Here is a 24308-nt window from a genome sequence, read left to right as displayed (position 1 = left end):
CGAGGCAGCCTACTTGAGCGCTCCGCTGCTGATTCCTTGCACGACTTGCCGCTGGGCGAAGACATAGAACACCACGACCGGCAGAACAGAGATCGCGGTCGCGGCCAGCAGAATGTTCTGCACCGGGGTTTCCGCGGAGACGAAGTTCGTCAAACCGCGCTGGATCGGCATCAGCGTGTCGTCGTCGAACAGGACCAGCGCCAGCAGATATTCATTCCACACCGACAGCCCTTGAATGACCGCGACAGCAATCAGACCGGGACGAGCCAGCGGAAGGATCACCCGGGCGAACGTGTTCAGCGACGAACTGCCGTCGAGTGCCGCCGCTTCCTCCAGGTCCTTCGGCAGATTCGCGAAGAACCCGCGCATGATCAACGACGAGATCGGTATGCCGGCGGAAATCAGAATCAGCACATAGCCGAGCCGGCTGTTGGTCATCCCGAGGCTGATCATCAGCTTGTACTGCGCGATGAACGACGCCGGCGCCGGGATGATCATCACCGCTAGCAGCCCGAAGGTGACCGCGGCCTTGCCCCGGAAATCGATCCGGGCCAGGGCATAGCCGGCCATGCTCGACACCACCAGGATGCCGGCGACGGCGGACACCGTGTAGATCACACTGTTCGGCAGATAGGTACCGAGATCGCCGTCAGTCCACGCCGTGAGGTAGTTCGACCATTGCGGCTTCGCGGGCAACAGGTGCTTGCCGCGGTAGAGCTCGTCGCTCGTCTGCAGCGATCCGATCAGGAGCCACACGATCGGGAACAGGGCCCCGACCGCAGCCACCGACAGCAACCCGTAGAGTCCAACCCTCTTCGTCATCCTGGTCACCTCTTCCGCCGGGAGAACCACAGATGGAGTACGGCGAGCAGGACCAGGGCACCGCCGAAGATCACCGACATCGCGGCCGCGGAACCGAAGCGCCGGTTCGTGAACGCTTCCTCGTAGATGCGCAGCGTCGGCACCATGGTGTGGTCCGCCGGCCCTCCGTTGGTGAGCACCTGCACGGTGCCGAACACCTGCAACGCTCCGAGCAGCGTCAACAGCGACACGATCGCGGTCACCGGGAGCAGCTCAGGCCACGTGACGTACCGGAACGTCGCCCAGCCGCGGGCGCCGTCCAGACTGGCTGCCTCGTAGAGCTCGACCGGCATGTCCTGCAGGCCGGCGAGGTACAGGATGAAGCCGAATCCCCAGTGATACCAGAGAAAGACGGCCGCCACGGCTGGCAATGCGGTGGCAGGGTCTTCGAGCCAGTTGTGCTGGAGGCCGGACAATCCGACGGAGCCGAGCATGCGGTTCAGGATTCCGGCGTTGGGGGCGAGCAGCCAGGAGAACATCATGCCGATGACCACGACAGAGAAGACGCCTGGCAGGTAGAACGCCGTACGGAAGAAGGCCTTGCCGTGATGGACCCGGTTCACTGCCATCGCCATCCCCAGCGACAGCGCGTTGCCGATGAGGAAGCCGGCCGCGCCGAAGATCAGCACGTTCCGCATCGACGACCAGAAGACGGTGTCGTGGAGCACGAATTTGTAGTTGGCCAAGCCGACGTACGACGTACCGGCGCTGACACCGTCCCAGTCCTGGAAGCTCAACACGATGGCCTGAACGAACGGCACCAGCGTGAAGACCGCCAGCAGAATCACGGCCGGGAAGAGGAACACGTAGGCCATCAGCGCCCGGCGGCGCGCCAGCGGGCTGCCTCGCCGAGCCGTCGCTCGCGCCCGGGGGAGCACGACTCCTTCCAGCGAGCGTGCGGTCACTTGGCCCTCTTCTGCGCTGTGTCCATCTCCTCGAGCACCTGGTCGACGTTCTTCTCCTTCAGCACCAGACCCTGAACCCCGCTGATCAACGCAGTACGCGCGTCCGCGCCGAACGGCGTCGGAACTATCTGGAGCGTGTCGACCAGCGACGCGAACCCGGCCACCTGAGCCGGGACGTCCGACTCCTTCACCTGAGGATTCGCAGGGATCAGCCCGACCATGTCGACGAAGACCTTCGCCTGCTCCGGCTCGGTCAGCCACTGGACGAACTTCAGCGCGGCATCGACGTTCTTCCCCTTCGGGTTGATGCAGGCGCCCTTGCCGACGCCGCCGGAGACACGGGCCTTCTGCGTCCCGTTGGTCGCCTTGGGAAGGCCTTGGGAGGTGTACTCGGTGAAGTCCGGCGCCGTCGCCCGGGCGACCCCGATCGCGACCGAGCCGTCGAAGATGGTCGCGGTGTCCTGCACGTTGAAGAAGAACTTCTCCACGGTCGGGTTGTCGCCGTTGCCGCCCGGCAGCGCCTTGTTCACGATCACTCCGGCGGCGGTCAGCTCGGCGAGCAACTGCAGGCCCTTGCGCCAGCCGTCGGACTTCCAGCTCGCTGTCCCGGCGAGGGTCGCGTTGATCTCCTGATCGGTCAGCCAGTTCGAGGCGTGGGTGAGCAGGAACTGCGGGGACAACGACGACGCCATCAGGAACGCGCCGTTGCCGCTCTTCTGCGAGATCGCCTTCAGTTGCTCGATCCAGGCGTCCGTTGCCGCCGGTGGAGCCTTCGGATCAACGCCCGCCGACTCGAACGACTTGGTGTTGATGAGAAGACCGCTGGTCTGGATCTCCCAGTGCGCCGAATAGATCCCAGCCCCGAGGCCGTCGACCGTGCCGTCTTTCACCGTGGTCAGCTTCAGCGCGGTCGGCGAGAAGTTCGGTTTCCAGGCACCGGTCAGCTGCGGCTCGAGGTTGAGCGCCCAGCCGGCCTTGTAGTACGGAATCATCTCCGACAGCGTCAGCGTCGAGTAGATGTCCGGCATATCGCCAGACTGCGACTTCGCCTGCAGCTTGGCCGGAAAGTTCGACGGTCCCGGGCTGTCGATGACCACCTTCACGCCGGTCTGCTTCTGATAGGTCTCGACCAGTTTTTCGAGTGCCTTGACCTGACCTCGGGACTGATTCATGAAGGTCAGCGAGGTGGAGCCACCGCCGCTGGATGAATCCTTGCTGCAGCCCGTCAGGACCGGCCCGGAGAATGCGGCGCCGGCCGACGCGGCGGCCAGCCCGAGCAGTCGACGGCGTGTCATGGCTACGCCTGGAATGGGCATTGTTTTCCTTCCTCACCGAACGGCCTGGAAACGGCATGGAGGCAGAATCCGGCCGCGGCCGAGGCGGACCGCACGGAATCACCTGCACGAACAGCGCGTCAGGGAAAGGGCGCTGTTACCGGTAACATCTTGTTACCGGTAACAGTGGCTGTCAACGGCGCAGGATGGCCGGATCCGGTCGTGCGGTCGTGCGGCCGGGGGTGTGCTCAGATGTGCTCGAGCTGTCCGATCAGGTGGGTGAGCTCGTGTTTCTCGTCGTACAGGGCGAAGTCGGTCTTCCTGCCGGACGACTTCGAGCCGAACTGGACGCGGGAGGGGAGGAGGAGTGGTTTGCGGAAGTCGACGCGGACCGTGTAGGCGTCGGGCAGCTTGGTCCCGCGCTGGATCGAGGCGAGCGAGGCAGCCTTGGCCCACATGCCGTGCGCGATCTGGCGCGGGAACCCGAATGCCTGCGCGGTCAGCTTGAACAGGTGGATCGGGTTACGGTCGCCGGACGCGGCGGCATAGCGGCGGCCGAGGTTGCCGCGCAGATCCCACCAAGCGGTTGGTTCCACAGACGGATCCGGCAGCAGGTCGACGGTCGCCGTCGGCGTCCCGGACGAGCGGCTGAGAAGGGTCGTCAGGTCGGTCCAGACCACCTCGCCGTCGACGCTGACCTCGCTGATCACGTCGAAGACGGTGCCCTTCGGATGCGGGCGTTCCGCCGTACTGTGCACCTTGATCGCGGGCTCGGCGTGGATCGGGATCGGCTGCAGTTGGGTGATCACGTTGGACAGGTGCACGATGCCCATCGGTTTGTACGGGAACGACGGGTCGGACATCAGGTCCAGGTGCAGCGGGAACGCGAGCACGTGCGGGTAGGTCACCGGCAAAGCCGGGCCAGCGTTGAAGCCGGTGACCTCCCGGTACGCCGTCAAATGGTCCTGATCGATCGCGGTGCGGGGGAGCTCCAGCGTCAGCCCGTCGGCGTCGGGCTCGTAGTCCGCGCGTCGCAGCGTCGCCCGTACGGTCCGGGCGTAGAGCTGGCCGAATCCCGGTGTGTGGTCGTACTTTCGATTCGGCATGTCAGGCACCCAGCAGGCTCTGGCCGCAGACGCGGACCACGTTGCCGGTCACGCCGGCCGAGGCCGGATCGGCGAACCAGGCGATCGTCTCGGCCACGTCGATCGGCAGGCCGCCCTGTTGCAGCGAGTTGATCCTGCGGCCGACCTCGCGGATCGTGAACGGGATCTTCGCCGTCATCTCGGTCTCGATGAAACCGGGCGCGACCGCGTTGATCCGGATCTGCCGCTCGGTCAGCATCGGCTTGGGCGCCAGCGCTTGGACCAGGCCGATCACGCCAGCCTTCGAGGTCGCGTAGTTCGTCTGCCCGTTGTTGCCCGCGATGCCGGCGATCGACGCGACTCCGATGATCGACCCGCCGTCTCTCAATGCGTTGGAGTCGAGCAGGTGGTTGGTGATCCGCTCCGGCGCCCGCAGATTCACATCGAGTACGGCGTCCCACGCGTCGGTGCGCATGTTCGCCAGCCGCTTGTCCCGGGTGATGCCCGCGTTGTGGACGACGATGTCGAGACCACCGTGGTGTTCGACGGCGTGCGCTGCGATCCGCTGCGGCGCGTCGACCGCGGTCACGTCCAGCAGCAGCTCGGTGCCGCCGATCTTCGAGATCACCGTGCGCAGCGCGTCCGCGTTCTGCGGTACGTCGACGCCGATCACGGTCGCACCGTCGCGGGCCAGCGTGTCGGCGATCGCCGCGCCGATGCCTCGGGCCGCGCCGGTCACCAGCGCCGTCTTGCCGGCCAGCGGCTGATCGGGGTCGTTGCTCACCAGCGGCCCGGTGCCGATCCGGACGACCTGTGCGTCGACGTACGCCGACTTGGTCGACAGGAAGAAGCGGAGTGTCGAATCCAGCTGCTCGTGCGCGTCCGGAGCGACGTACACGAGATTGACCGTCGCGCCGCGCTTCACCTCCTTGCCGAGGCTTCGCGTGAAGCCCTCAAGGGCACGCTGCGCGATCTGCTGCTCAGCCGATTGCGCCAGCTCCGGCGTACGGCCGACGACGATCACCCGGCCGGCCGGCGCCAGCTGACGGATGACGGGGGAGAAGAACCGCTGCAGGCTGGTCAGGTCGGCCGTCGAGGTCGCGCCGGTGGCGTCGAAGACGAGCGCCTTCGGCCGGATCTCGCTGGAGGCCACGCCTTCGGTCGCCGTACTGAAGGACGCTCCGATGTCACGCAGCAACGCCTGGATCGCCTTGCCCGCGTCGGTCTCGCCGATCGCGCCGAAGACGACCGGCCCGTCGATCACCGGTGAGCCCTCGGTCCAGCGCGGCAGGGGCGTCGGGTCGGGCAGACCGAGGTTCTTCACCAGGGTCTGGCCGAGCGGCGTCCGGGTGAAGGTCTGGTAGCGATCCGTCATCTCAACTCCTACTTCACTTCTCGAGGATGGCGACGACACCCTGGCCGCCGGCGGCGCAGATCGAGATCAGGCCCCGTCCGCCGCCGTTCTCGTCCAGTTGCTTGGCCAGCGCGGCGAGGATCCGGCCGCCGGTCGCCGCGAACGGGTGCCCCGCGGCCAGCGAGCTGCCGTTCACGTTCAGCTTGTCGCGGTCGATCTCGCCCAGCGGCGCGTCCAGGCCTAGCCGCTCCTTACAGAAGATCGGATCCTCCCACGCCTTCAGCGTGGCCAGCACCTGCGACGCGAACGCCTCGTGGATCTCGTAGTAGTCGAAGTCCTGCAGGGTCAGATTGGCCCTCTTCAGCATCTTCGGTACGGCGTACGCCGGGGCCATCAGCAGGCCTTCGGCGCCCTTCACGTAGTCGACCGCCGCCGTCTGCGAGTGGGTCAGGTAGGCGAGCGGCCTCAGCCCGTGTTCTGCGGCCCACTCATCGGTCGACAGCAGGACTGCCGACGCGCCGTCGGTCAGCGGGGTCGAGTTGCCGGCCGTCATCGTCGCCGTCTCGCCCTTGCCGTAGACGGTCTTGAGCTTGGCCAGCTTCTCCAGCGTGGTGTCCGGCCGGAGGTTCTGGTCCTTCTCGAGGCCGAGGTACGGCGTGAGCAGGTCGTCCTGGAAGCCCCGGTCGTACGCCTTCGCGAGGTTGATGTGAGAGCGGTACGCGAGCTCGTCCTGCGCCTCCCGGGTAATGCCCCACTCCAACGCGGTCAGCGCCGCGTGGTCGCCCATCGACTTCCGCGTCCGCGGCTCCGCGTTCCGCGGGATCTCCGGTACGACGTCCTTGGGGCGGACCCGGGCGAGGACCTTCAGGCGATCCTGGAAGGTCTTGGCCCGGTTGAGGTCGAGCAGGATGTTGCGGAGCCGGTCGTTGACCGCGATCGGCGCGTCGGACGCCGTGTCGACCCCACCCGCGATGCCGGCGTCGATCTGCCCGAGCGCGATCTTGTTGCCGACCAGAATGGCCGCCTCTAGACCGGTGCCGCACGCCTGCTGGACGTCGTACGCCGGCGTCGTCGGCGCGAGCTTGGAGCCGAGGACCACCTCGCGCACCATGTTCCAGTCGCGCGCGTGCTTGAGCACCGCGCCGGCCACCACTTCGCCGAGCTCTTGGCCGCCGAGACCGGTCCGGTCGACCAGGCCGTTCAGCGCGGCAGTGAGCATGTCGGAGTTGGAGGCGTGCCGGTAGGTCTTGTCCTGCCGGGCGAACGGAATCCTGTTGCCGGCGACAACGGCCACCTTGCGGGTCTCGGTCACGATTTCTCTCCTGCTCTGCTGGAGCGGGTGTTGTTCTTCGGGAGTGCCTTGCGGCCTACTGCGGTTGCGAGCGTGGCGGTGATCGCGGTCGCCCGGACGGTGGCGATATCGGCATGATGCACGACCGGATGCTCCGGCTGGCGGCCCGACACGATCAGGCCGACTCTTGCCATGTGCAACGAACCGAGAGTCTGGGTGTAGAGGTGGTTGGCCAGGTAGTCGGTGTCGACGTCGTCGAACACCCCGGAGCTCTGCCCGGCCGCGAGTACTTTCGCGATCCGCTCCAGCGCTGTCGCCATCGCCGTACCGAGCTTGACCATCACCGGCTCGGTGATCTCGCCGAACAGCTCTTCGCCCGTACGTCGGAGCAGGCTCATGGCGCAGTCGGCGAAGGCGGGGTACTCCAGGCAGAAGTCGACGAAGACCTCGGTGAGCGCTCTCAGCCGGTTGAGCGGCGCTTTCCTTGGGCTGTCTGCTGTGGCCAGGCGTTCGTCCAGCTCGCCCAGGTAGTCGACCAGGGTGAGGGCGAACAGTTCTTCCTTGCCGGCGAAGTGCCGGTAGATCAGGGCCTTGTTGATCCCGACCCGTTTGGCGATATCGTCGATCTGGGCGTCGATCGTGCCCCGCTCGTCGAACAGCTCGCGAGTGGCGCGGATGATGTCCCGCTCCCGGTCGCGGCGGCGCTCCGCCGTGGTCCGGCGGCGTCCGATCGCGAGTAGCGCGGAGCTCATGGATCGATCTTAGCCACAGTGGTACCCGTTGGTGCAAACGACGGTTACACTCGTCGGTAACATTGCCCTCGTGCTCGATGCCGATCGTGTGGCTGTTGTGGTTGGAGGATGTTGATGAGTGACCCTGTTGTCTCCGCCGACGTGATGGCGCTGGCCGGCGAACTCGGCGCCGAGCGCTCGAAGCCGGGCTGGAGCCACTTCTCGCTCGCTTTGAACAGCGAGCAGCAGGAGATCCGCGACTGGGCCCACACCTTCGCCGCCGACGTGATCCGCCCGGCCGCCGCCGAGTGGGACGAGCGCGAGGAGACGCCCTGGCCGGTCATCCAGGAGGCCGCGAAGGTCGGTCTGTATGGGCTGGACATGAATGTGAACTTGTTCGTGGACCCGACTGGGCTGCTGATGCCGTTGGTCCACGAGGAGCTGTTCTGGGGTGACGCCGGGATCGGGATGTCGCTGAAGGGGACCGGGCTGGCGTCGTCCGCGATCTTCTCCAACGGCACGCCTGAGCAGTGGAGCCAATGGATGGGCCGCTGCTACGGAACTCCGGACGACGTTCGCGTCGCGGCCTTTTGCTCTTCGGAGCCTGGGGCTGGTTCGGATGTGTCCGCGATTCGTACGCGGGCGACGTACGACGCTCGTACTGACGAGTGGGTAATCAACGGGCAGAAGGCCTGGGCGACGAACGGCGGGATCGCCGACATCCACGTGGTGGTGGCGACCGTTGACCCGTCGCTGGGGACGAAGGGGCAGGCGGCGTTCGTCGTACCGAAGTCTGAGGTTCGTGGTCTTGAGCAGGGGACCAAGCTGCGGAAGCACGGGCTGCGGGCGTCGCACACCGCGGATGTCTTCTTCGACAACGTCCGCATCCCTGCTGCGAATGTTTTGGGCGGCAAGGAGAAGTTGGACGAGCGGCTGGCTCGCGCACGCTCGGGGGAGAGCCGGAACCGGAACGCATCGATGGCCACCTTCGAGATGACCCGCCACATCGTCGGCGCCCAGGCGATCGGCATCGCGCGGGCCGCTTATGAGGTGGCGCTGGAGTACGCCAAGACCCGCGAACAATTCGGCCGCCCGATCATCGACAACCAGGGCATCGCCTTCAAACTCGCCGACATGGCCCTCGAAATCGACGCCGCCCGCCTACTCGTGTGGCGCGCCGCCAACATGTCCGCAGCCCTGATGCGCGGCGAAACCCCCGACTACCGCCACGGCGAAGGCTCCATGGCAAAGCTGAAGGCCGGCGAGGTGGCCGTTCGCGTCACCGAAGAAGCCATCCAAATCCTCGGCGGCAACGGCTACACCCGCGAATACCCAGTCGAACGCATGCACCGAGACGCCAAGATCTACACCATCTTCGAAGGCACCAGCGAAATCCAACGCCTGGTAATTGCCCGAGCCATCTCCGGCATGCGCATCAGGTAGGAGTTTGTGCTCGCCATTGGCTGCGGCCAGTTGGGGGAGTGGTTCTTCGTTATCTTCGGGTCGGGCGTTACGTCGGTTGGCGGCTTATCGGGCGCGGCCCGTGGGCTGGGTGATCGGAACGCTCAGGTCCACGGTCTGTCCGGTGTTGATCGAGTCCTCGATCGCGCAGATGATCTCCGTGACCAGTACGCCGTGGTCGATGCCCGGCCCGAGTTCGCCGCCGTCGACGAGTCCCGCCGCGAAGTCCTGAACCATCCATACGGCAGGGCCGACCTGTGATCGCCCGATCCGACCGGAGACCGGCCACGCTGACCGGTACTTGTCGCTCACCACGGTGAGGCCCTGATGCGACAGATCCGCGGTCACGGACCCCTCGGTGCCGATCACCTGGAACCGGAAGTCGACGATGCCGTCACCGGCATCCGGCAGCGTCCACGCCGATGAGAACGTCGCAGTCGATCCGTCGTCAAAGGTGACCAGGGCATGCACCACGTCCCAGGTGTCGATGCCGCGCTTGGCGAGGACACCACGAGATCCCACCGCGCTCACCGATACGGGCTTCCTGCCGGTGAGCCACAGTACGAGGTCGAGGGTGTGCGGCATGAGAAACCAGGCCGGCGACGACTGAGCCGCCCACGACAGCATGGTGGTCGGCACGAAGAAGGAGTTGCTCAGGGTGGCTGATGCCGTGATCGGCTCGCCAAGGCTCCCGGACGCGATCGCCGCTTTGGCTTGCACCACGTGCGGGTTCCAACGGTTCTCGAAGCCGACGAGGCATCGAACGCCCGAGCGGTGAACCGCCGCGGCGATGGCAAGGGCGTCGTCCAGGTTGGTGGCGACCGGCTTCTCGATCAGCAGATGCTTACCGGCCTCGGCCACGTCGACGGCAATCTGGCGATGGGCGAAGTCAGGGGTCGCCACGATCACAGCGTCCGGATCGAATGCCTCGAGCAACTCGGGGTGCGACGCGACGAGAGGTAGACCCGTGGCGCCCCTCGCCTCCTCGGCCACCTTGGCCGAGGGCTCCGCGAGGCCGACGACGGTGACGTCCGGCTGGCCCTGGAGAGCCTCGGCGAACAGCCTCCCGCGCAGTCCGGCGCCAACGATGCCTATCGTTACCATGAAAGACCCTTCAGGAACGCAGTAGTGATGAGGAAGCCGGCTCAGAACAAGGTGAAGCCCCCGTCGACCTTGACAATCGAGCCGGTCATGAAGCTGGACGCCTCGCTCGCCAGGAAGATTGCCACCGGCCCCAGCTCTGGCGGCAGCCCATAGCGCTTCATGGCAGCGGGATCGACGCACCACTGTTTGAACTCCGGCTGGTCGACTGGCGACATCTCGGTGAGGAAGTATCCCGGCGCCATCGCGTTCACGCGGATCCCGTACGGCGCCCACTCCGCCGCCAACGCCTTGGTCAATTGATGGACGGCGGCCTTGGACGACAGGTACGACGCCTGCCAGCGCGGCTGGTTGACGATCTCGGCCGACATGGAGCCGACGTTGACGATCGTGCCTCCACCCCGCTCCGCCATCCGGCGTCCGACCGCACGACTGCAGTACCAGACCCCGTCGACATTGGTGGAGAACACGTCATGCCATGCGGAATCGGGCGTCTCGAAGGCCCGACCGGCGACGCCGATGCCGGCGTTGTTGAGCAACACATCGATCTCGCCGAACTCGGTGCTCACCTGCTCGACCGCACGTTCGACGTCCTCGACATCGGACACCTCGAGCTGTACGCCGTACGCGCGAATGCCGAGCTCGCTCAGCTCCTTGGCGGCGGCATCGGCCGATGCGAGCGTTCGCGCTGTGACCGCTACCGCCGCACCGGCATCGCCGAGCGCTTCGGCCATCGCGCGTCCAAGGCCCCGGCTGCCGCCGGTGACGAGAGCGACCTTGCCCTCGAGGGAGAACTTCTGCAGGGCGTTCATGGTGTCCTTTCTGTGGGACGACAGCTCGCGGGATCTACCAACGAAGGGCCGGGTCGGGGTACGTAATAGGCAGGGCGGGGTGCATCAACTCGCCGTGTGCGCAGCCCTGGGCACGTCAATTCCCAGACCTTGTCGTCGAGCTGCATGCTGAGATCATCCAGGACCGAGCAACGACATTGAAGTCTCTTTCGTTCTTCTCCCAGCTGCTTCTCGAGGTCTGACTTGCGAGTTTCGAGACCGTTGAGAGACGTCCGCAGTTCTTCAAGTTCGAGCCAGAAGGAGAGCCGTCTCCGGGATGCGGATCAGGTAGTCCATCCCGCCGCCGGTCCGGCGGGTCCTGGTGGGACTTGCTCTTGGGGTCCGGTCGGGTGACAGTCGGATGCATGGTCAGGCTCGCGGCTGGGGTGGTCGCAACTGGTGCGCTGGTGATGCTGGCCGTGCGAGCAGACCTGGCGGCGCAGGTCGACGGCTGGCGGATGGCTGTGGACGTCGCTGTTGGTGTCGTCTTCATCGTCGCCGGGGCCTTGCCCATCGGGCCTTCTCGTCAGCGGGCAATGGTTGCCGCCGTAGGGGGTGCCTGGCTGCTCGGATCTGTCTTCGTGCAGACCCTCTCGCTCCATCAGGCGGTGCTCGCGGTGGCGTTGATGGCGTTTCCGACTGGCCAGATCCGCGGCCGATTCGCCTGGCTGGTGGCAGCTCTCGCCGGAGTAGTTGCTGTCGGTCTCGTCCCACAACCCGGGGTGGCTCTGCTCTTCGCTCTGGTCGCCGTATGCGCCGCGATGCGCCCGCCAAGTGCTCGTTGGTATCCGGTGACGGCAGCCGGCGCGGTGGCGGTGACGCTTGGCGTCAGCTGGTCGGTCGCTCGAGTCCAGGAATCGTTCGATCCGGCGCTCGCCCTCCTCGACTATGAAGTCGTCCTCGGACTGGTCGCTGTGACCTTTCCCGTCGCGTACTGGTCGGCGCTGCGAGTACGTCGACGGCTCGCTGACGCGGTGCTGGTTAGTCGACCGTTGACCGGACTCGACGGCTTCGCCTTGGTACTCGGGGAGGCGCTCGGCGATCCAAGCCTCACAGTCCACCGCTGGCCGGACCAAATGGGGCGGGCAGACCGGCAAGTGCTCACGGTGAACGAGGCCGGGCATCCGGTGGCTGTGATCGCGCATCAGTCGGCGGCGCTGGAGGATCCGCTCACAGCCCGGGCGGTCGAGACAGCCGTCAGGCTGGCGGTGACGAACATCCGGTTGCAGGACGAGCAGCTCTCCCGGCTGCGCGAGCTGGAGGCAGCACGAGCCCGGGTCGTTGCAGCCGCGGACCGCCAACGGGAGGAAGTGGCGGAGGAACTGGGGCAGAACGTGGCAGCCCTCTTGCGTGACGCCCAAGCTGAACTGGCCGAAGTGCAAGTCAGCGGGAGAGACACCGCCCTGGACATCGTGGCGGCAGAACTCGCTACGGCGATCGCAGAGATCGGCGACCTGGTGGCAGGCATTCCACCCGCCACGCTGGGGGAGGGGCGGCTGCACGATGCTCTTCAGATCCTCGCGGCACGAGCCCCGGCCGAGGTGGCGATCAGCTACAGCGACGACTCTGCCGGTGACGCAGACGCCGAGACCGCGTTGTTCTACGTCTGCTCAGAGGCATTGGCCAATGCGGCCAAGCACGCCGAGGCCGGCCGGATCACGATCGACGTACGCCGGTACGGCGATCTGCTGGAGGCCACCATCACCGACAATGGGCGCGGTGGAGCCGACGCTTCCGGGTCGGGGTTGACCGGCCTGTCCGACCGATTAGCCGTCCTCGACGGCAGGCTCCGGGTGGTCAGTCCACCCGGAGCCGGTACGACGGTGACTGCCACCGTCCCGTGTCGGCGCCGGCCGGCTAACCGATCTTCTGCCACGGCTCGATGATCATCTCGGCCCCCTTTGAGGCGGATGACTCACTGAAAACGAGAGTGTTGCCGTCGACCGCCCAGGTGAGCCGGACCGGCTGGTCCTTCCCCTTGGGCACGAGCCAGACCTGGTGACCGGAGCCGCGGAGATCTCCACTGGCGAGCGCAGCGTCGGTGATGGTGCCACCGCAGTCGTCGTTTGACTCGCCGATAGGCCGGCACCGGACCTCGAACGTTCCGTTCCGAACAGTCATGGTCCAGGTCCCCGAATTTCCGTCGCCGTTGTCCAGACCTGCGGCCAGGACGTCCTGGACGGTGAGTTCCACCCGGTAGACGCCGTTCGGAAGCGCGGAGACCTGCTGAGGGATCTTGGTAACAGGAGCTTCCTTACCCGTCTGCCGGCAGGCCTCCGGCACGTTCGGGACGTCAGCCAGGGGATTGGCCGTCGCGATGGCCTGGATGTCCTTCAGCATCGGCCCGGTCTTCGGATCGGCCGCAAGCCGGTCGAGTACAGGCTGCAGTTTCCTGCGCAGGCCCGCGACCTCGCCTGGTGCAGCGCTGATGAAACGGACACCGCTGCTACACATGTCGCCGGCGATGGTCGACTCCTCGTAGGTGGCGTCGACAGAGGTCTTCGTCGCCCGCTCCGCCGCATCCCGGATCCAGCTTCTTTGCTGGTCGGTCAGGGCCTCGAACCGTTGCCGGCTGAAGCTCAGGACGAAGACCTTCGGCCAGAGCACGACATTGGCGGTGACCTGGGGGGCGGCAGCGGTGTCGGTTTTGGCGTACTGCGGGACGTCGAACTCGGCGCCACGGAGACGACCGGCGTAGATCTCGGCGCCCCAGTCCAGCCCGAAGTTCACCGGCGTACCGCCCAACGCCCGGACGGCCTCCTCCTGCACGGGCGAGTTGTAGGTCCGGAACCGCGCACCCGTCCAGTCAGCCGGTCCGAGCAGCGGCTTCTTCGCGGCGAACGGCCGGCGGAGCGGTCCGACCGCCAGTCCGAGGCCGACGACACCGGTGCTGTCCAAGGTGGCGAGCAGGGACTTGGCGACCGGTGCGGTCGCCAACTGCTTCTCCGCGGCATAACTGGTGATGGTCATCGGTGCCTCGACGGCCCTGAGGCTGGTGATACCGGCCCCCGCGAAGGCCCGCGTCGATGGCCAGCCACCGTCGATCTCGCCGGCCGCGATCGCCTTCACGATGGCGGATTCGGCCTTTGCGTCGCCATTGCCGTAGTTGGTCTTGATCTCGACCTTCAGCCGGCCGCCGGACACCGTGCGGAGGTTGTCGACAAAGGCTTGCGGACCGAACGACTGACCGTTGTTGTTCACGTCGTCGATGGTGGCCAGCGTCAGTACGGCGCTGTCCCCACCGGCCTTGTCGACTGGCTTCGCGCCATTACAGCCAAGCGGTGCCATCAGCATGATGGCGACGAGGCCGTAGCTGAGGCCGCGTTTGCGCAGTACGTTCATGGGTTCCCCCTCGACGTCCAGAGAATCGGACGCTGAGCTGCATCCGGTACTCCGGACGTTAGGAGCGGCGGCCTCGTCTGCCGACCGTGCTGGCACGGAGATCGAATGTGGCTACCACTGCACCCAACTGTGACTTCACAAGCGCACAATGGGAAGCGTGACCATGATGGCGGGGGCGGGTCCGGTGGTAGCGGCACGCAGTGCGGGCATGGTTGTGTCCGCGACGGTGCTGGCGGCCGCGGTCGTGGTGGTCTGCGTCCTGCCGTTCGCGCTCGACGACCCGAACTCACCTCAGGTCCAGCGGCTGCCGGCCTGGTATGTCCTGGTCGTCGCTGTGGCCGCCACGATCTCCGTCGCCGGGGCCTGGGCGGCACGCTCGCACAGCGGCCCCGCCTCAGCAGCGCTCGCGCTGGCCGGCGTTGCGGCCGTCCTGCCGCTGTGGGCCCCGCAAGAGTGGCTGCCGGACTCGTTGCGCGCCGCTACTCTCGCGACGACACCGTTGGTCGTGGCGGCGATCGCAGCCACGGCTCTGCTCTGGCCCGCCAGAGCAGAGCCACGAGCGAACCGGCTCGTGACGGTCATCGCCGGGATCGCCGTCGTTGCCGCCGGCCTTCATGTGCTGGCCTACGACCCCTTCGCGGATCCGGGCTGCACCCAGATCTGTGCCGACCTCGCCCCAGCTCTCGGCGGGCTGGTCGGGACACGCGCCCTGACGGCGATCACCGCGGCGGCGATCGTCACTATCGCTGTGATCGGGGGACTGGCTGTCGCAGCGACTCCGAGGACCCGAATATCCCGGCTGGTGAGCGTCGCGGCGGTCGCTGCGCTGGCTGCGCTCGGAGGGCTGAGCGCCATCCGGTGGCTGACCTTCGGGAGCACCGAGCCTTCCACCGCCAGACTCCCATTGGAGCCGCTTGCCGTCGCTGTCGTCGGGGCGTCGGTGTGCTTGCTGCATCTTCGTGTTCTTCGGACCCGCGCCGCGGTCGACAGGCTGGTGACCGGTCTGTCGCCGGAGTCCGTACTGCGCGGACCCGTGGTCGATGTTCAGTTCGCAGTCCCGGGCGAAGACCGGTGGCTCGACGCGTCCGGCGCTGCTGTCGTGGACCTACCCGAACCGGCCGGAGCTGTCGTCCTGACGGACGGCTCGGAGCCGACCGTCCGGCTCGTCATCGCTCGCAGCGTGGACCCGGCGGAGATACTGGCGGTCCTGTCCCCGGTCACCCGGTTGGCCCTTCGCAACGCACAGTTGTCGACGGTCGCTCTCGCGCGGCTTGCGGAGGTGCGAGCCTCGCAGCGCCGGGTCGTCGCCGCATCGGACGGCGAGCGCCGCCGGATCGAGCGAGATCTGCACGACGGCGCGCAGCAGCGGCTGGTCGGCGTAGGTCTCCAGTTGCGGATCGCCCGGGCCGAGGCCGACCAGGAGGCGCGCATCAGGATCGAGAGGGTGGAGAACAAGGTCGGCGATGCTCTCAGCCAGTTGCGTCGGCTGGCGCACGGAGTCTTTCCCGCCATGCTCGCCGCGGAGGGTCTGGAGCAGGCGCTCGTCGAGCTCGTGGCGGCATCCGACGTACCGGCGGACCTCACGATGCACTTCACTGACGCTTTGGCTCCGGAGGTGGCGATGGCTGCCTATGCGACCGTCGCTGCCGCGGTCGACAGCGTCGTACCGCCCTCTGCCGCCACGCGCTGCCGGATTGAGGTCCGCCAGGTCGCGGAGTCGCTGATCGTCAAGGTGGAGACGGAGTCGGCGACCATCCGGACACCGGATCTCACGGCGATCGGCGATCGGGTCGGTGCCGTCGGCGGACAGCTCACCTGGTCGGATCCCGAGGCCGGCCGGTACGTCCTGACGGCGGTGATCCCATGCGAGTCGTGATCGCGGACGACGTCATGCTGATCCGTTCGGGCATCGCGCGGCTGCTCGGTGATACTGGCATCGAGGTCATCGGTGAGGCCGCTGACGCCGACGAACTGTTGCGCTTGGTCGCACTCGGCAAGCCGGACGCCGCCATCGTCGATATCCGGATGCCGCCGACCCACACCGACGAAGGGTTGGTCGCGGCTCGTCAGATCCGCGAGCGATACCCCGACACGGCAGTGGTCGTGCTGAGCCAGTACGTCGAGAGCCGGTATGCGCAGCGGCTGCTCGCGGATCAGCCCGGCGGTGTCGGCTATCTGCTCAAGGAACGCGTGTCCGACATCGCCGTACTGGTAGACGCACTCCGGCGGGTCGCCGACGGCGAATGCGTCCTCGACCCAACCATCGTCGCGCGACTGATGCGGCGAAGGCGTCCGGACTCACCCCTGACTCAGCTCACGAGCCGGGAGCGAGACATTCTGGCGCTGATGGCGGAGGGACGGTCCAACTCGGCCATCGCCGGCGAACTCCACATCAGCGAGCGCACCGTCGAGGCGGCCTGCGCGCACCTGTTCCGCAAGCTCCAACTGGAGCCGTCAGCCGACGTAAACCGCCGAGTCCTCGCCGTACTCACCGCCCTCCGCGGCTGAGGGTTGACAAGCGCGACGCGGGTCGGGGAGATTGGCGGGACGGCGCCGACCGGTCGCCGAGCTGTGGGACATCCGCCCCAGTCGGGGTTCCATTGGCGAAGGGGAGTTGCCCTCTCGGTCATGGATGTCAGCAGGCCATCTCTCAACACCGCGTCGCTGGGGGACGAGGGTGTGATGAGGAGGCTTGTCGTGACCAGGGACAGCAACTTCAAGAAGGTTGTACGGCGTCACGCTGCGGAGACGGGGCAGCGCTATACCGAGGCGCTGACCGATCTCGAGGGTCTCAGTACTCGAATGCACCATGAGCCGGTTGCTGAGCGACTGCTCGCCCACCTGAGGGATCGCTACGGCATCGACGCAGTCGCGGCGACGAAGGTCAGTGTGCATAAGACCTACGTGTTCCGCATCGACAGGAATGACGGCGAGCCGTGGATCGCGCGTGCGTTTCCTCCCGCGCGTCCGAGGACCGGCGTTGAAGGGGACGCCGCGATCCTGCGATTCCTGGAGCGGCACGACTTCCCCGCGGAGCGTCTTGCGGTCGACGACGCGGTGTCTGACTTCGACGGAAGCGCGGTCCTCGTGAGTCAGTTCGTCGAAGGAGTCCAACTTCCCAGTGGTGCCGAGAAGTTCGCCATCATGGGTGACCTGCTCGGACGGCTGCACGCGTTGCCACTCGACGAGTCCGTCGGCCGGCCCGGTGGGGCGAGTGGCGAGGACCCCAGCCGTCAAGGGACCCCGCGTCAGGACCTGCTGGCCGCCCTGTCGTTTCTCGACGCGGTGGACACGAAGGTCGGTACGGCCGATCGCGAGCGATTCGAGCAGCTCCGGGACCAGGTGCGCTCGGCCGATGATGGTGACGGCCTTCCCGAGGGCTTGCTCCACGGCAACCTCCTGCACGCCCCCGATCATGTGGTCGTCGGCGAGCGAGGACCAGTGGCGATCAACTGGAAGGCGTCTGGACGCGGACCGCGCCTCGCCGACTTCGCGTACTTGATCTGGGGCACCGGGCACTGGTCTCCTTCGAGACTCGCCAACGAAGAGTGCATCGACGCGGCCGTGAACGCCTACCGCCGGCACGTCGAGCTGACCGACGACGAACTCGACCGACTCGAAGCGGTGATGTACATCCGACCGCTGTACCTCGTTTGCTTCGGCTACCGGCGTGCAATCGCCAACGGCGTGACGTTCGACGAGTGGGCCTTCATCGAACCACCGGAGTACTTCAGTTCCACTGCAGCCGCGACCAGAGCCGCGTTCCGCAGATAGACAGCGTCCGCGGCATGAAGGTTCTCGGCGCGTCTGAGCACAACCTGCTTGATGTCGACGTCACGTTCGGACCCGGTGTAACCGCCGTCGTCGGTGTGTCCGGCTCGGGGAAGTCGTCGCTGGCGTTCGACGTCGTCTACACCGAGGCACGGCGCCGGTTGACCGAGTCGTTCGCCCTCGGACGTCGAGGGGCACGCGTTCCGGCCGCGCAGGTGCGCGGAATCGAGGGCTTGGGGCCCGCGGTCGCAATTGCCCAGAACGTGCTGAACGTCAACCCGTCGTCGACTGTGGCGACGTCGGTTGGTTTGCACCCGTTCCTGCGCATTCTGTACGCGCGATTCGCGGACGTCACCTGCCCGCGGTGCGAGGTGGCGGTTCGGTCGGTGTCGCGCGAAGAGCGGCTCGCGATCGCCTTGGACATGCTCGCGACCACGGGCAGCCTCGCGGTGGAGGTCGCGGTGGCGCGCGGGCTTCGCCGGAGCCACGCGCGTCTCCTCGCCGGCCTGCGTGGTCGCTTCGACGCGGTCACGATCGACGGCTGTCCGTGGGCCGCAACCAAGTCGAGCCGCGTGCCGAGGCTTGACCCGGCGGTTCCGCACGATGTCGTCGTACGCGTCGCCACGCTCCAAGCGGGAGCGTCCGCGGCGGAGGTTCGCGCCGCCCTCGAGCGTGCCGACGCGTTGGGCTCGCCCGAGGTTCGTCTCGACGGTGCGCCGGTGCTGCGGACGCCAATCTGCCCGAGCTGCTCGGAGTGGGTCCGGCCGCTGGAGCCGATGGCATTTCGTGACCCGGCGGTGGACACGTCATCACATCGCATCGCCGGCATGACCTTGCCCGAGTTGCTGGCTCGCCCGCTGAGCGAGGTCCTCGAGTTCGTCGAGCAACTTCCGGTCGGCCTGCGTGCGGCGCGAATTCAGGATGAGCTCTTGCGGCGACTGCGGCCGATGGTCGCGTTGGGGCTCGGTCATCTCGCACTCGACCGGTCGATGCCGACGCTGTCGCGTGGAGAGGCGCAACGGACCCGGCTCGCGGTCGTTCTCGGAGGCAGGCTCGAAGATCTGCTGCACGTCCTCGATGAGCCGACCATCGGGCTGCACCACACCGATCTCAAACCGTTGCTCGATGCAATGGCGTCGCTGCCAGGCCCTGTGCTGATGGTGGAGCACGACCGGGCCGCGATCGCCATGGCGGACGATGTCGTCGAGATCGGCCCTGCCGGAGGCCGCGGTGGTGGCGAACTCGTCTTCCAGGGGACGCCCGCCGAACTGTGGCGCGCCGACACCGCATCGGGCCGCGGCTTTTCGGCGCCGGCCCGGGTACGGCGCGCACCCCGTGCGATCGGTGATCAGCGGATCGGCATCAGCGGCGCCACCATGCGCAACCTTCGCGGAGTCGATTGCGAGATCCCGATCGGAGCGCTCACCGTCATCACGGGTCCGTCGGGAGCCGGCAAGACCACGCTCGCTCGCGACGTGTTGTTGGCGTCGATCCGAGCGCACGCGCCGATCGGCTGCGCGACGTACGAGGCGCCCGCCGTACGCGCGATCGCTGTCGACCAGAAGCCGCTGGGCAACAACCCGCGGTCGAATCCCGCGACGTACACAAAGGTCTTCGATCGCATCCGCGACGTGTTCGCGAACGAGACCGGGCGGTCCGCGTCGGAGTTCACGTTCAACCGAGCCGAAGGGGCTTGTCCCGAGTGCGAGGGGATGGGAGCGGTCGCCATCAGCCTCGGCGAGCTGGCGCCCATCTGGGTGCCGTGCGAGGACTGCGAGGGCCGCCGTTACCGGCCCGAGGTCCTCGAAGCGACCTGGAAAGGTCTGTCGATCGCTGATGTGTTGGAGTTGAGCGTTGACGAGGCCAGCGCGCTGTTCGTCGAGCACCAGGCGGTGACGCACATCCTCGAAACCCTGCAGGAGGTTGGGCTCGGCTATGTCACGCTCGGGCAACCGTCGCCGAGCCTGTCAGGCGGTGAAGCACAACGGGTTCGCCTCGCCCGCGAGGTGACCAAGGCCAAGACGGGCGACCTTGTGCTGCTCGACGAGCCCACTACGGGGCTTCATCCCGCTGACCTCAACCGGCTGCTCACTGTGCTCGACAAGCTGACGGCCAATGGCTGCACTGTGGTCGTCGTCGAACACCACGCCGACGTGATCGCCTCCGCCGACTGGCGCATCGATCTCGGCCCGGGCGGTGGCCCTGATGGCGGACGCCTTCAGCACTGCGGCCCGCCCGTTGCCGAGAAACGACCAAGGGTGACGCCCCGCGCCAAGCCGCGGGCCGGCCGGCGCTCTAGCGACGTCATCCGAGTGCGGGGCGCCCGCGCCAACAACCTGCAGGGCATCGACGTCGAGTTCGCCAAGGGCCGATTCACGGTCGTGACCGGCGTCTCGGGTTCGGGCAAGTCGTCGTTGGTCGGCGACGTTGTCGCGGCGGAGGCCAATCGGCGGCTGCTCGAGTGCCTGTCGGTGTACGAGCGCCAGTCGGTGCGTGAAGGACCGGAAGCCCCAGTCGACTCGCTCACCGGGCTGGGCCCGACGATAAGCATCGACGCTTCCGGTACGACGTTCCCGCCGGGTGGGCCTGGACGCTGGGATGCCGCCCGTACGACCGTCGGCGGGTCCAGCGATCTCGACCGCCTCATCTCGCTCGTCCTTGCACGCGGCGGTGTGCGCTCATGCCTCGCGTGCGGTGGGGAGAACGTTCGCCGGTCGTCACCGACGCCGGAAGCAGCGTGCGTATGCGACGACTGTGCGACGAGCGCAGTACCGATCGAGCCGCGTCACCTCATGGGGTCGCCCGTGGCCGTCTGTCCGCAGTGCCTGGGACTCGGCGTTGAGCGGGAGTTCGACTTCAGCGTGATCTTGCGGCCCGACGTACCGCTCGATCGCTGCTTCGTCGGAAGTCTGGCGTGGTTCTGTCCTGAAGGAACCGGCAGCAACGAGGTGTTGCAAGCCCTTGCGGAGCGGTACGAGTTCGACCCGAGCACCACGCCGTGGTCGGAGCTGAGTGACGAAGTGCGTCATGCGGTCTTGTACGGCGACTCGTCCTGGGTCGGGCTCAATCATTGGGCCCAGCTCGACGTGGGCGGCACGGAGACCACGGTGTTCCCGTGTCGGGAGTGCAGCGGCAAACGGCTGCGTGCGCCGTACTTGACGATTCGTCTCGAGGGGCGCGATCGCAGCGAGTTGTTCTCGGCGTCGTTCGCCGAGCTCGAAGACGTACTCGCGGCCATGGACGACCCAGACGACAAGCACGCGGCGCACGCTCGCGCAGTTGCGTTGCATCGCCTCGGATTCCTGCGCTCTGTCGGGCTCGACTACCTTCATCTGAACCGTGCGACCTGGACGTTGTCCGCGGGGGAGGCGCAGCGGATCAAGCTGGCCTCGGCGCTGGGCGGCGGACTCGTCGGCATGACCGTCCTGCTCGACGAACCGTCCCGCGGCCTGCATCCCTCAGAAGTACGCGCGCTCGCCCGCACGCTGGCCGAGTTGCGTGACGCCGGCAACACCGTCATCGCCGTCGAACATGACGCCACACTCATTCGTGCCGCCGACGACGTCATCGAGATCGGCCCCGGGCCCGGACGAGCCGGCGGCCGGCTCGTCGACCTCGACAGCGTCGAGTCGGTCACCCGAGCAGTGCGCGACGGACGCAACTCGATCCCTCGCCGCAACCGCCGCGAGCCAGCAGGGTGGATGCGGGTCACCGGCGCGCGGGAGAACAACCTGCGCGGCCTCGACCTGGGCATCCCGCTCGGAGTGCACGTCGGCGTGTGTGGCGTGTCGGGCTCGGGCAAGTCTTCGCTCGCCGTCGACACGATCGCCCTGGGCCTGACGCGACCAAAGACCGACATCCCGGGCCACGGTGTGGTCCGCGTTGAGCCCGGCGTTCACGACGCCATCTCCGGCGCGCCCGCTCGCACTGTCGTAGTCGACCAATCGCGTGCCGAGATCACCTCACCCGGCATGTTCCTCGGGCTGATTCACGGCGTCCGGCAGGCGTTCGCCGCGAGCGAGCTGGCGACCGAGCAGGGCATCACGATGAAGGACCTCGCCTACCGCTGCGACGCCTGCCGCGGCAAAGGGACCTGGCAAGAGGACTTGTCGTTCCTCCCTTCGGTGACGCAGACCTGCGAGGCGTGCGGCGGCTCGGGCTATCGCCGCGAGGTCGCCGCGCTTGCCGAGCGGGGCCGCAGCCTCGCCGATATCGAGGCCCTCACCATCGGAGAACTCGTCGAGGAGTGGGGCGATATCGACCGGGTGCGCCGTGTTGGCGACGCAGCCATCGCGCTCGGCCTCGGGTACCTGATCGTCCGCCAGCCCGGTTGGAGTCTCTCGGGAGGCGAAGCCCAGCGGCTCAAGCTCGCCAAGGAACTCGCTCGGTCCACGAAGGCCGGCACTCTTTACGTACTCGATGAGCCCACCGTCGGTTTGCAGGTCACCGACGTCGGCGTACTCGCGCGCTCCATCGACACGATCGTCGACGCCGGCAACACCGTGCTCGTCGTCGAGCACGACCCGATGTTGCTCGCTACCTGTGACTGGCTCATCGAACTCGGTCCCGGTGCAGGACCCCATGGCGGCGCGACCGTCTTCGAAGGCCCACCCGAAGAACTCGCCAAGGCCGACACTGCCACCGCGCCCTTCATACGCGAGGTCCTCACATGAACACTCTGCTACTCGGAGACCCGTCGCCGTCGCTGCAATGGCGCGCGGCCGTCGAGCTCGAGGGAATCGCGCACGACGATGACGACGTGCAGGCGTCGTGCGCCGAGATCCGCGAGAGTGCTGCAATTCGGTCGCTCCTCGCGCGGCTTGAAGCCGCGCGCAACCGTCCTACAGCTGCCGGCTACCTGCTGTGCCAGCTCGCATACCTCGGCTATAGGGGCCCCGAGCTGTCCATGGCAGTCGAGGCCATGTTCGCCCACCAACAATCGGATGGCTCGTGGCCCGCCCAGGCTCCCTCACCGAGCCAGTCCCGTCCAGAACCCGCAGTGGTATGGCTCGATGACGACAGCGACCAGCCCGCACGGAAAGGGCAGCCGTTAGCCGACGGTCCGCGATTCGTAACCATGCAGACCGTCGTACCGTTGCGGGGTATCGCCGCTGCGGGCTTTGCCGCCGACCCTGGTGCGGAACGCGCGTACGAGTGGCTCCTCCGCGAACGCCTGCCGGACGGCTCCTGGCCGGCGGGACCTAAAGCCGATCTCGGTGGTCCCGGACGCCCGTCGCCGCCGGAGAAGGACTACAGGCGACTCCCACGAGGCGCTGGATGCCGCTCGGCGACGACCGGTGTGGTCGCCTGCTTCGCGCTGCACCCCGAACGGAGACGATCGGACGCCGCCCGTATCGGCGTCGACCATCTCCTCGCCCGCGAGACGCGAGACGAATCGACCCTCGGCTGGGAAGTCTCCCGCCTGGTCGGGCTCGAACGGGCCATGGGACAGATCACCTTCTACGTCACCTTCGATCCCGCCTTCCTCCTCGATCTCGCCTCCCGATGCGGCGTCTCCGCCGCTGACCGCCGCGTACGCGACCTCGTCACCTGGCTCGAAACAGTTCGAGGCCCCTACGGTCTCTGGGAACACCACGCCCACCCGCAGCTCTCCCGATGGCTCACCTTCGACCTCGAATGCAGCCTCCGCCGACTGGCCGACGGCGACTGGATCGGCAACGAGGAGCCGGCCGGCTTCACCTCCAGCAAACGTGGCAATCGCCGCTACTGACCAGAACCCGCTGTGCCGTTAATCGATTGACGCTGGCGAACGCTTGCTGGTGTGCTGGCGGCAGTGCGCTGGATGGGCCGGCGCGGACCGGAAGGAGGGAAGCAGATGTCTGTTCTGTCCCGCAGCTTCGCTCTGAAAGGTTCTCTGGTTTGGCATTCGCACGTTCGTTCAGCTGTGAGCATTGTGGCGTAGAGGTTTCACTCGACGCCCCTGGAACCACCCATCGCAACCATTGCCCGAGCTGCCTGTGGTCGCGGCATCTTGACCGCAACGTCCCGGGTGATCGCAAGGCCGACTGCACCGGCGGGATGGAACCAATCGCGGTCACGGTCCGCGGCGAGGGCCGTTGGGTCCTCATCCACCGCTGCACCAACTGCGGCCGCCTCCGTCTCAACAAGACCGCCGGTGACGACAACGTCCTGCTCCTGATGCGGCTGGCGGCCCTGCCGCTGACCATGCCGTTCATCCCGTTCGCCGCCGAACTCGAGACCGAGGGCAACGGCAACAGCTCGCATTCCACTCGCAAGCCGAGGGCGCGCAAGACAAAGGCCTAAGCGAGGCGAGACGGCGT

At 67.1% G+C, this 24308-nt stretch carries 18 protein-coding genes; 8 read left to right on the top strand and 10 right to left on the bottom strand.

What is annotated here, in order from left to right; genetic code table 11:
- Positions 1–9 precede the first annotated feature (9 nt).
- The 7 genes from EV646_RS01770 to EV646_RS01740 all read right to left on the bottom strand — a co-directional run bounded on the left by EV646_RS01770 (position 10) and on the right by EV646_RS01740 (position 7522).
- Entirely contained in the window at positions 10–822 is an 813-nt protein-coding gene (locus EV646_RS01770) for a carbohydrate ABC transporter permease (RefSeq protein ID WP_132143198.1), read from the bottom strand.
- Between the two features lie 5 nt (positions 823–827).
- Positions 828–1766: a carbohydrate ABC transporter permease gene (locus EV646_RS01765; RefSeq protein WP_132143196.1), complete on the bottom strand. Its 939-nt coding sequence runs from the start codon at positions 1764–1766 to the stop codon at positions 828–830.
- Complete coding sequence (locus tag EV646_RS01760; RefSeq protein ID WP_158290886.1) at positions 1763–3061, bottom strand: ABC transporter substrate-binding protein; 1299 nt, start codon at positions 3059–3061, stop codon at positions 1763–1765. Before EV646_RS01760 ends, EV646_RS01765 begins: the two co-directional genes overlap by 4 nt.
- Positions 3062–3288: 227 nt before the next feature.
- On the bottom strand, positions 3289–4146 hold the full coding sequence (locus tag EV646_RS01755; protein ID WP_132143192.1) for a MaoC family dehydratase: 858 nt from the start codon (positions 4144–4146) through the stop codon (positions 3289–3291).
- 1 nt (position 4147) lies between these two features.
- Positions 4148–5500: a 3-oxoacyl-ACP reductase gene (locus tag EV646_RS01750; protein WP_132143190.1), complete on the bottom strand. Its 1353-nt coding sequence runs from the start codon at positions 5498–5500 to the stop codon at positions 4148–4150.
- A gap of 13 nt (positions 5501–5513) precedes the next feature.
- Complete coding sequence (locus EV646_RS01745) at positions 5514–6791, bottom strand: acetyl-CoA C-acetyltransferase (RefSeq protein WP_132143188.1); 1278 nt, start codon at positions 6789–6791, stop codon at positions 5514–5516.
- Positions 6788–7522 carry a TetR/AcrR family transcriptional regulator gene (locus EV646_RS01740; RefSeq protein WP_132143186.1) on the bottom strand — a complete coding sequence of 245 codons (735 nt, stop codon included), beginning with the start codon at positions 7520–7522 and terminating at the stop codon, positions 6788–6790. The genes EV646_RS01745 and EV646_RS01740 overlap by 4 nt, the downstream gene beginning before the upstream one ends.
- A 114-nt stretch (positions 7523–7636) precedes the next feature.
- On the opposite strand from EV646_RS01740, the gene EV646_RS01735 reads away from it, so the two are divergent.
- Positions 7637–8944 (top strand): acyl-CoA dehydrogenase family protein, encoded by a 1308-nt coding sequence (locus EV646_RS01735; RefSeq protein ID WP_241995141.1) that lies wholly within the window; start codon positions 7637–7639, stop codon positions 8942–8944.
- A gap of 84 nt (positions 8945–9028) precedes the next feature.
- Here EV646_RS01735 and EV646_RS01730 read toward each other — a convergent pair whose 3' ends face one another.
- On the bottom strand, positions 9029–10066 hold the full coding sequence (locus EV646_RS01730; RefSeq protein ID WP_132143182.1) for a Gfo/Idh/MocA family protein: 1038 nt from the start codon (positions 10064–10066) through the stop codon (positions 9029–9031).
- A gap of 41 nt (positions 10067–10107) precedes the next feature.
- Complete coding sequence (locus tag EV646_RS01725; RefSeq protein WP_132143180.1) at positions 10108–10875, bottom strand: SDR family NAD(P)-dependent oxidoreductase; 768 nt, start codon at positions 10873–10875, stop codon at positions 10108–10110.
- 383 nt (positions 10876–11258) lie between these two features.
- Between EV646_RS01725 and EV646_RS01720 the strand changes: the two genes are divergently transcribed.
- The gene (locus tag EV646_RS01720) at positions 11259–12779 is read left to right on the top strand and encodes a sensor histidine kinase (RefSeq protein WP_132143178.1); all 1521 of its coding nucleotides are present in this window, start codon (positions 11259–11261) and stop codon (positions 12777–12779) included.
- Here the strand turns inward: EV646_RS01720 and EV646_RS01715 are convergent.
- Positions 12751–14235, bottom strand: a complete 1485-nt coding sequence (locus EV646_RS01715; protein WP_132143177.1) for a TRAP transporter substrate-binding protein — start codon at positions 14233–14235, stop codon at positions 12751–12753. The genes EV646_RS01720 and EV646_RS01715 overlap by 29 nt on opposite strands.
- Positions 14236–14398: 163 nt before the next feature.
- On the opposite strand from EV646_RS01715, the gene EV646_RS01710 reads away from it, so the two are divergent.
- The 6 genes from EV646_RS01710 (at position 14399) to EV646_RS39755 (ending at position 24291) form a co-directional block, all read left to right on the top strand.
- On the top strand, positions 14399–16111 hold the full coding sequence (locus EV646_RS01710; protein ID WP_241995347.1) for a sensor histidine kinase: 1713 nt from the start codon (positions 14399–14401) through the stop codon (positions 16109–16111).
- Entirely contained in the window at positions 16099–16743 is a 645-nt protein-coding gene (locus tag EV646_RS01705; protein ID WP_132143173.1) for a response regulator transcription factor, read from the top strand. The genes EV646_RS01710 and EV646_RS01705 overlap by 13 nt, the downstream gene beginning before the upstream one ends.
- Positions 16744–16932: 189 nt before the next feature.
- Positions 16933–18009, top strand: coding sequence for a phosphotransferase enzyme family protein (locus EV646_RS01700; RefSeq protein ID WP_158290884.1), 1077 nt, complete (start codon positions 16933–16935; stop codon positions 18007–18009).
- A 14-nt stretch (positions 18010–18023) separates the two neighbouring features.
- Complete coding sequence (locus EV646_RS40525) at positions 18024–22679, top strand: excinuclease ABC subunit UvrA (protein ID WP_132143169.1); 4656 nt, start codon at positions 18024–18026, stop codon at positions 22677–22679.
- On the top strand, positions 22676–23737 hold the full coding sequence (locus EV646_RS01690; protein ID WP_132143167.1) for a hypothetical protein: 1062 nt from the start codon (positions 22676–22678) through the stop codon (positions 23735–23737). The genes EV646_RS40525 and EV646_RS01690 overlap by 4 nt, the downstream gene beginning before the upstream one ends.
- Complete coding sequence (locus tag EV646_RS39755; protein ID WP_338419236.1) at positions 23623–24291, top strand: RNHCP domain-containing protein; 669 nt, start codon at positions 23623–23625, stop codon at positions 24289–24291. Before EV646_RS01690 ends, EV646_RS39755 begins: the two co-directional genes overlap by 115 nt.
- The last annotated feature ends 17 nt before the right edge of the window (positions 24292–24308 follow it).

It is taken from the genome of Kribbella antiqua (assembly GCF_004345665.1).
GTDB lineage: Bacteria > Actinomycetota > Actinomycetes > Propionibacteriales > Kribbellaceae > Kribbella > Kribbella antiqua.
This window is presented reverse-complemented; position numbering and strand designations above follow the sequence as displayed.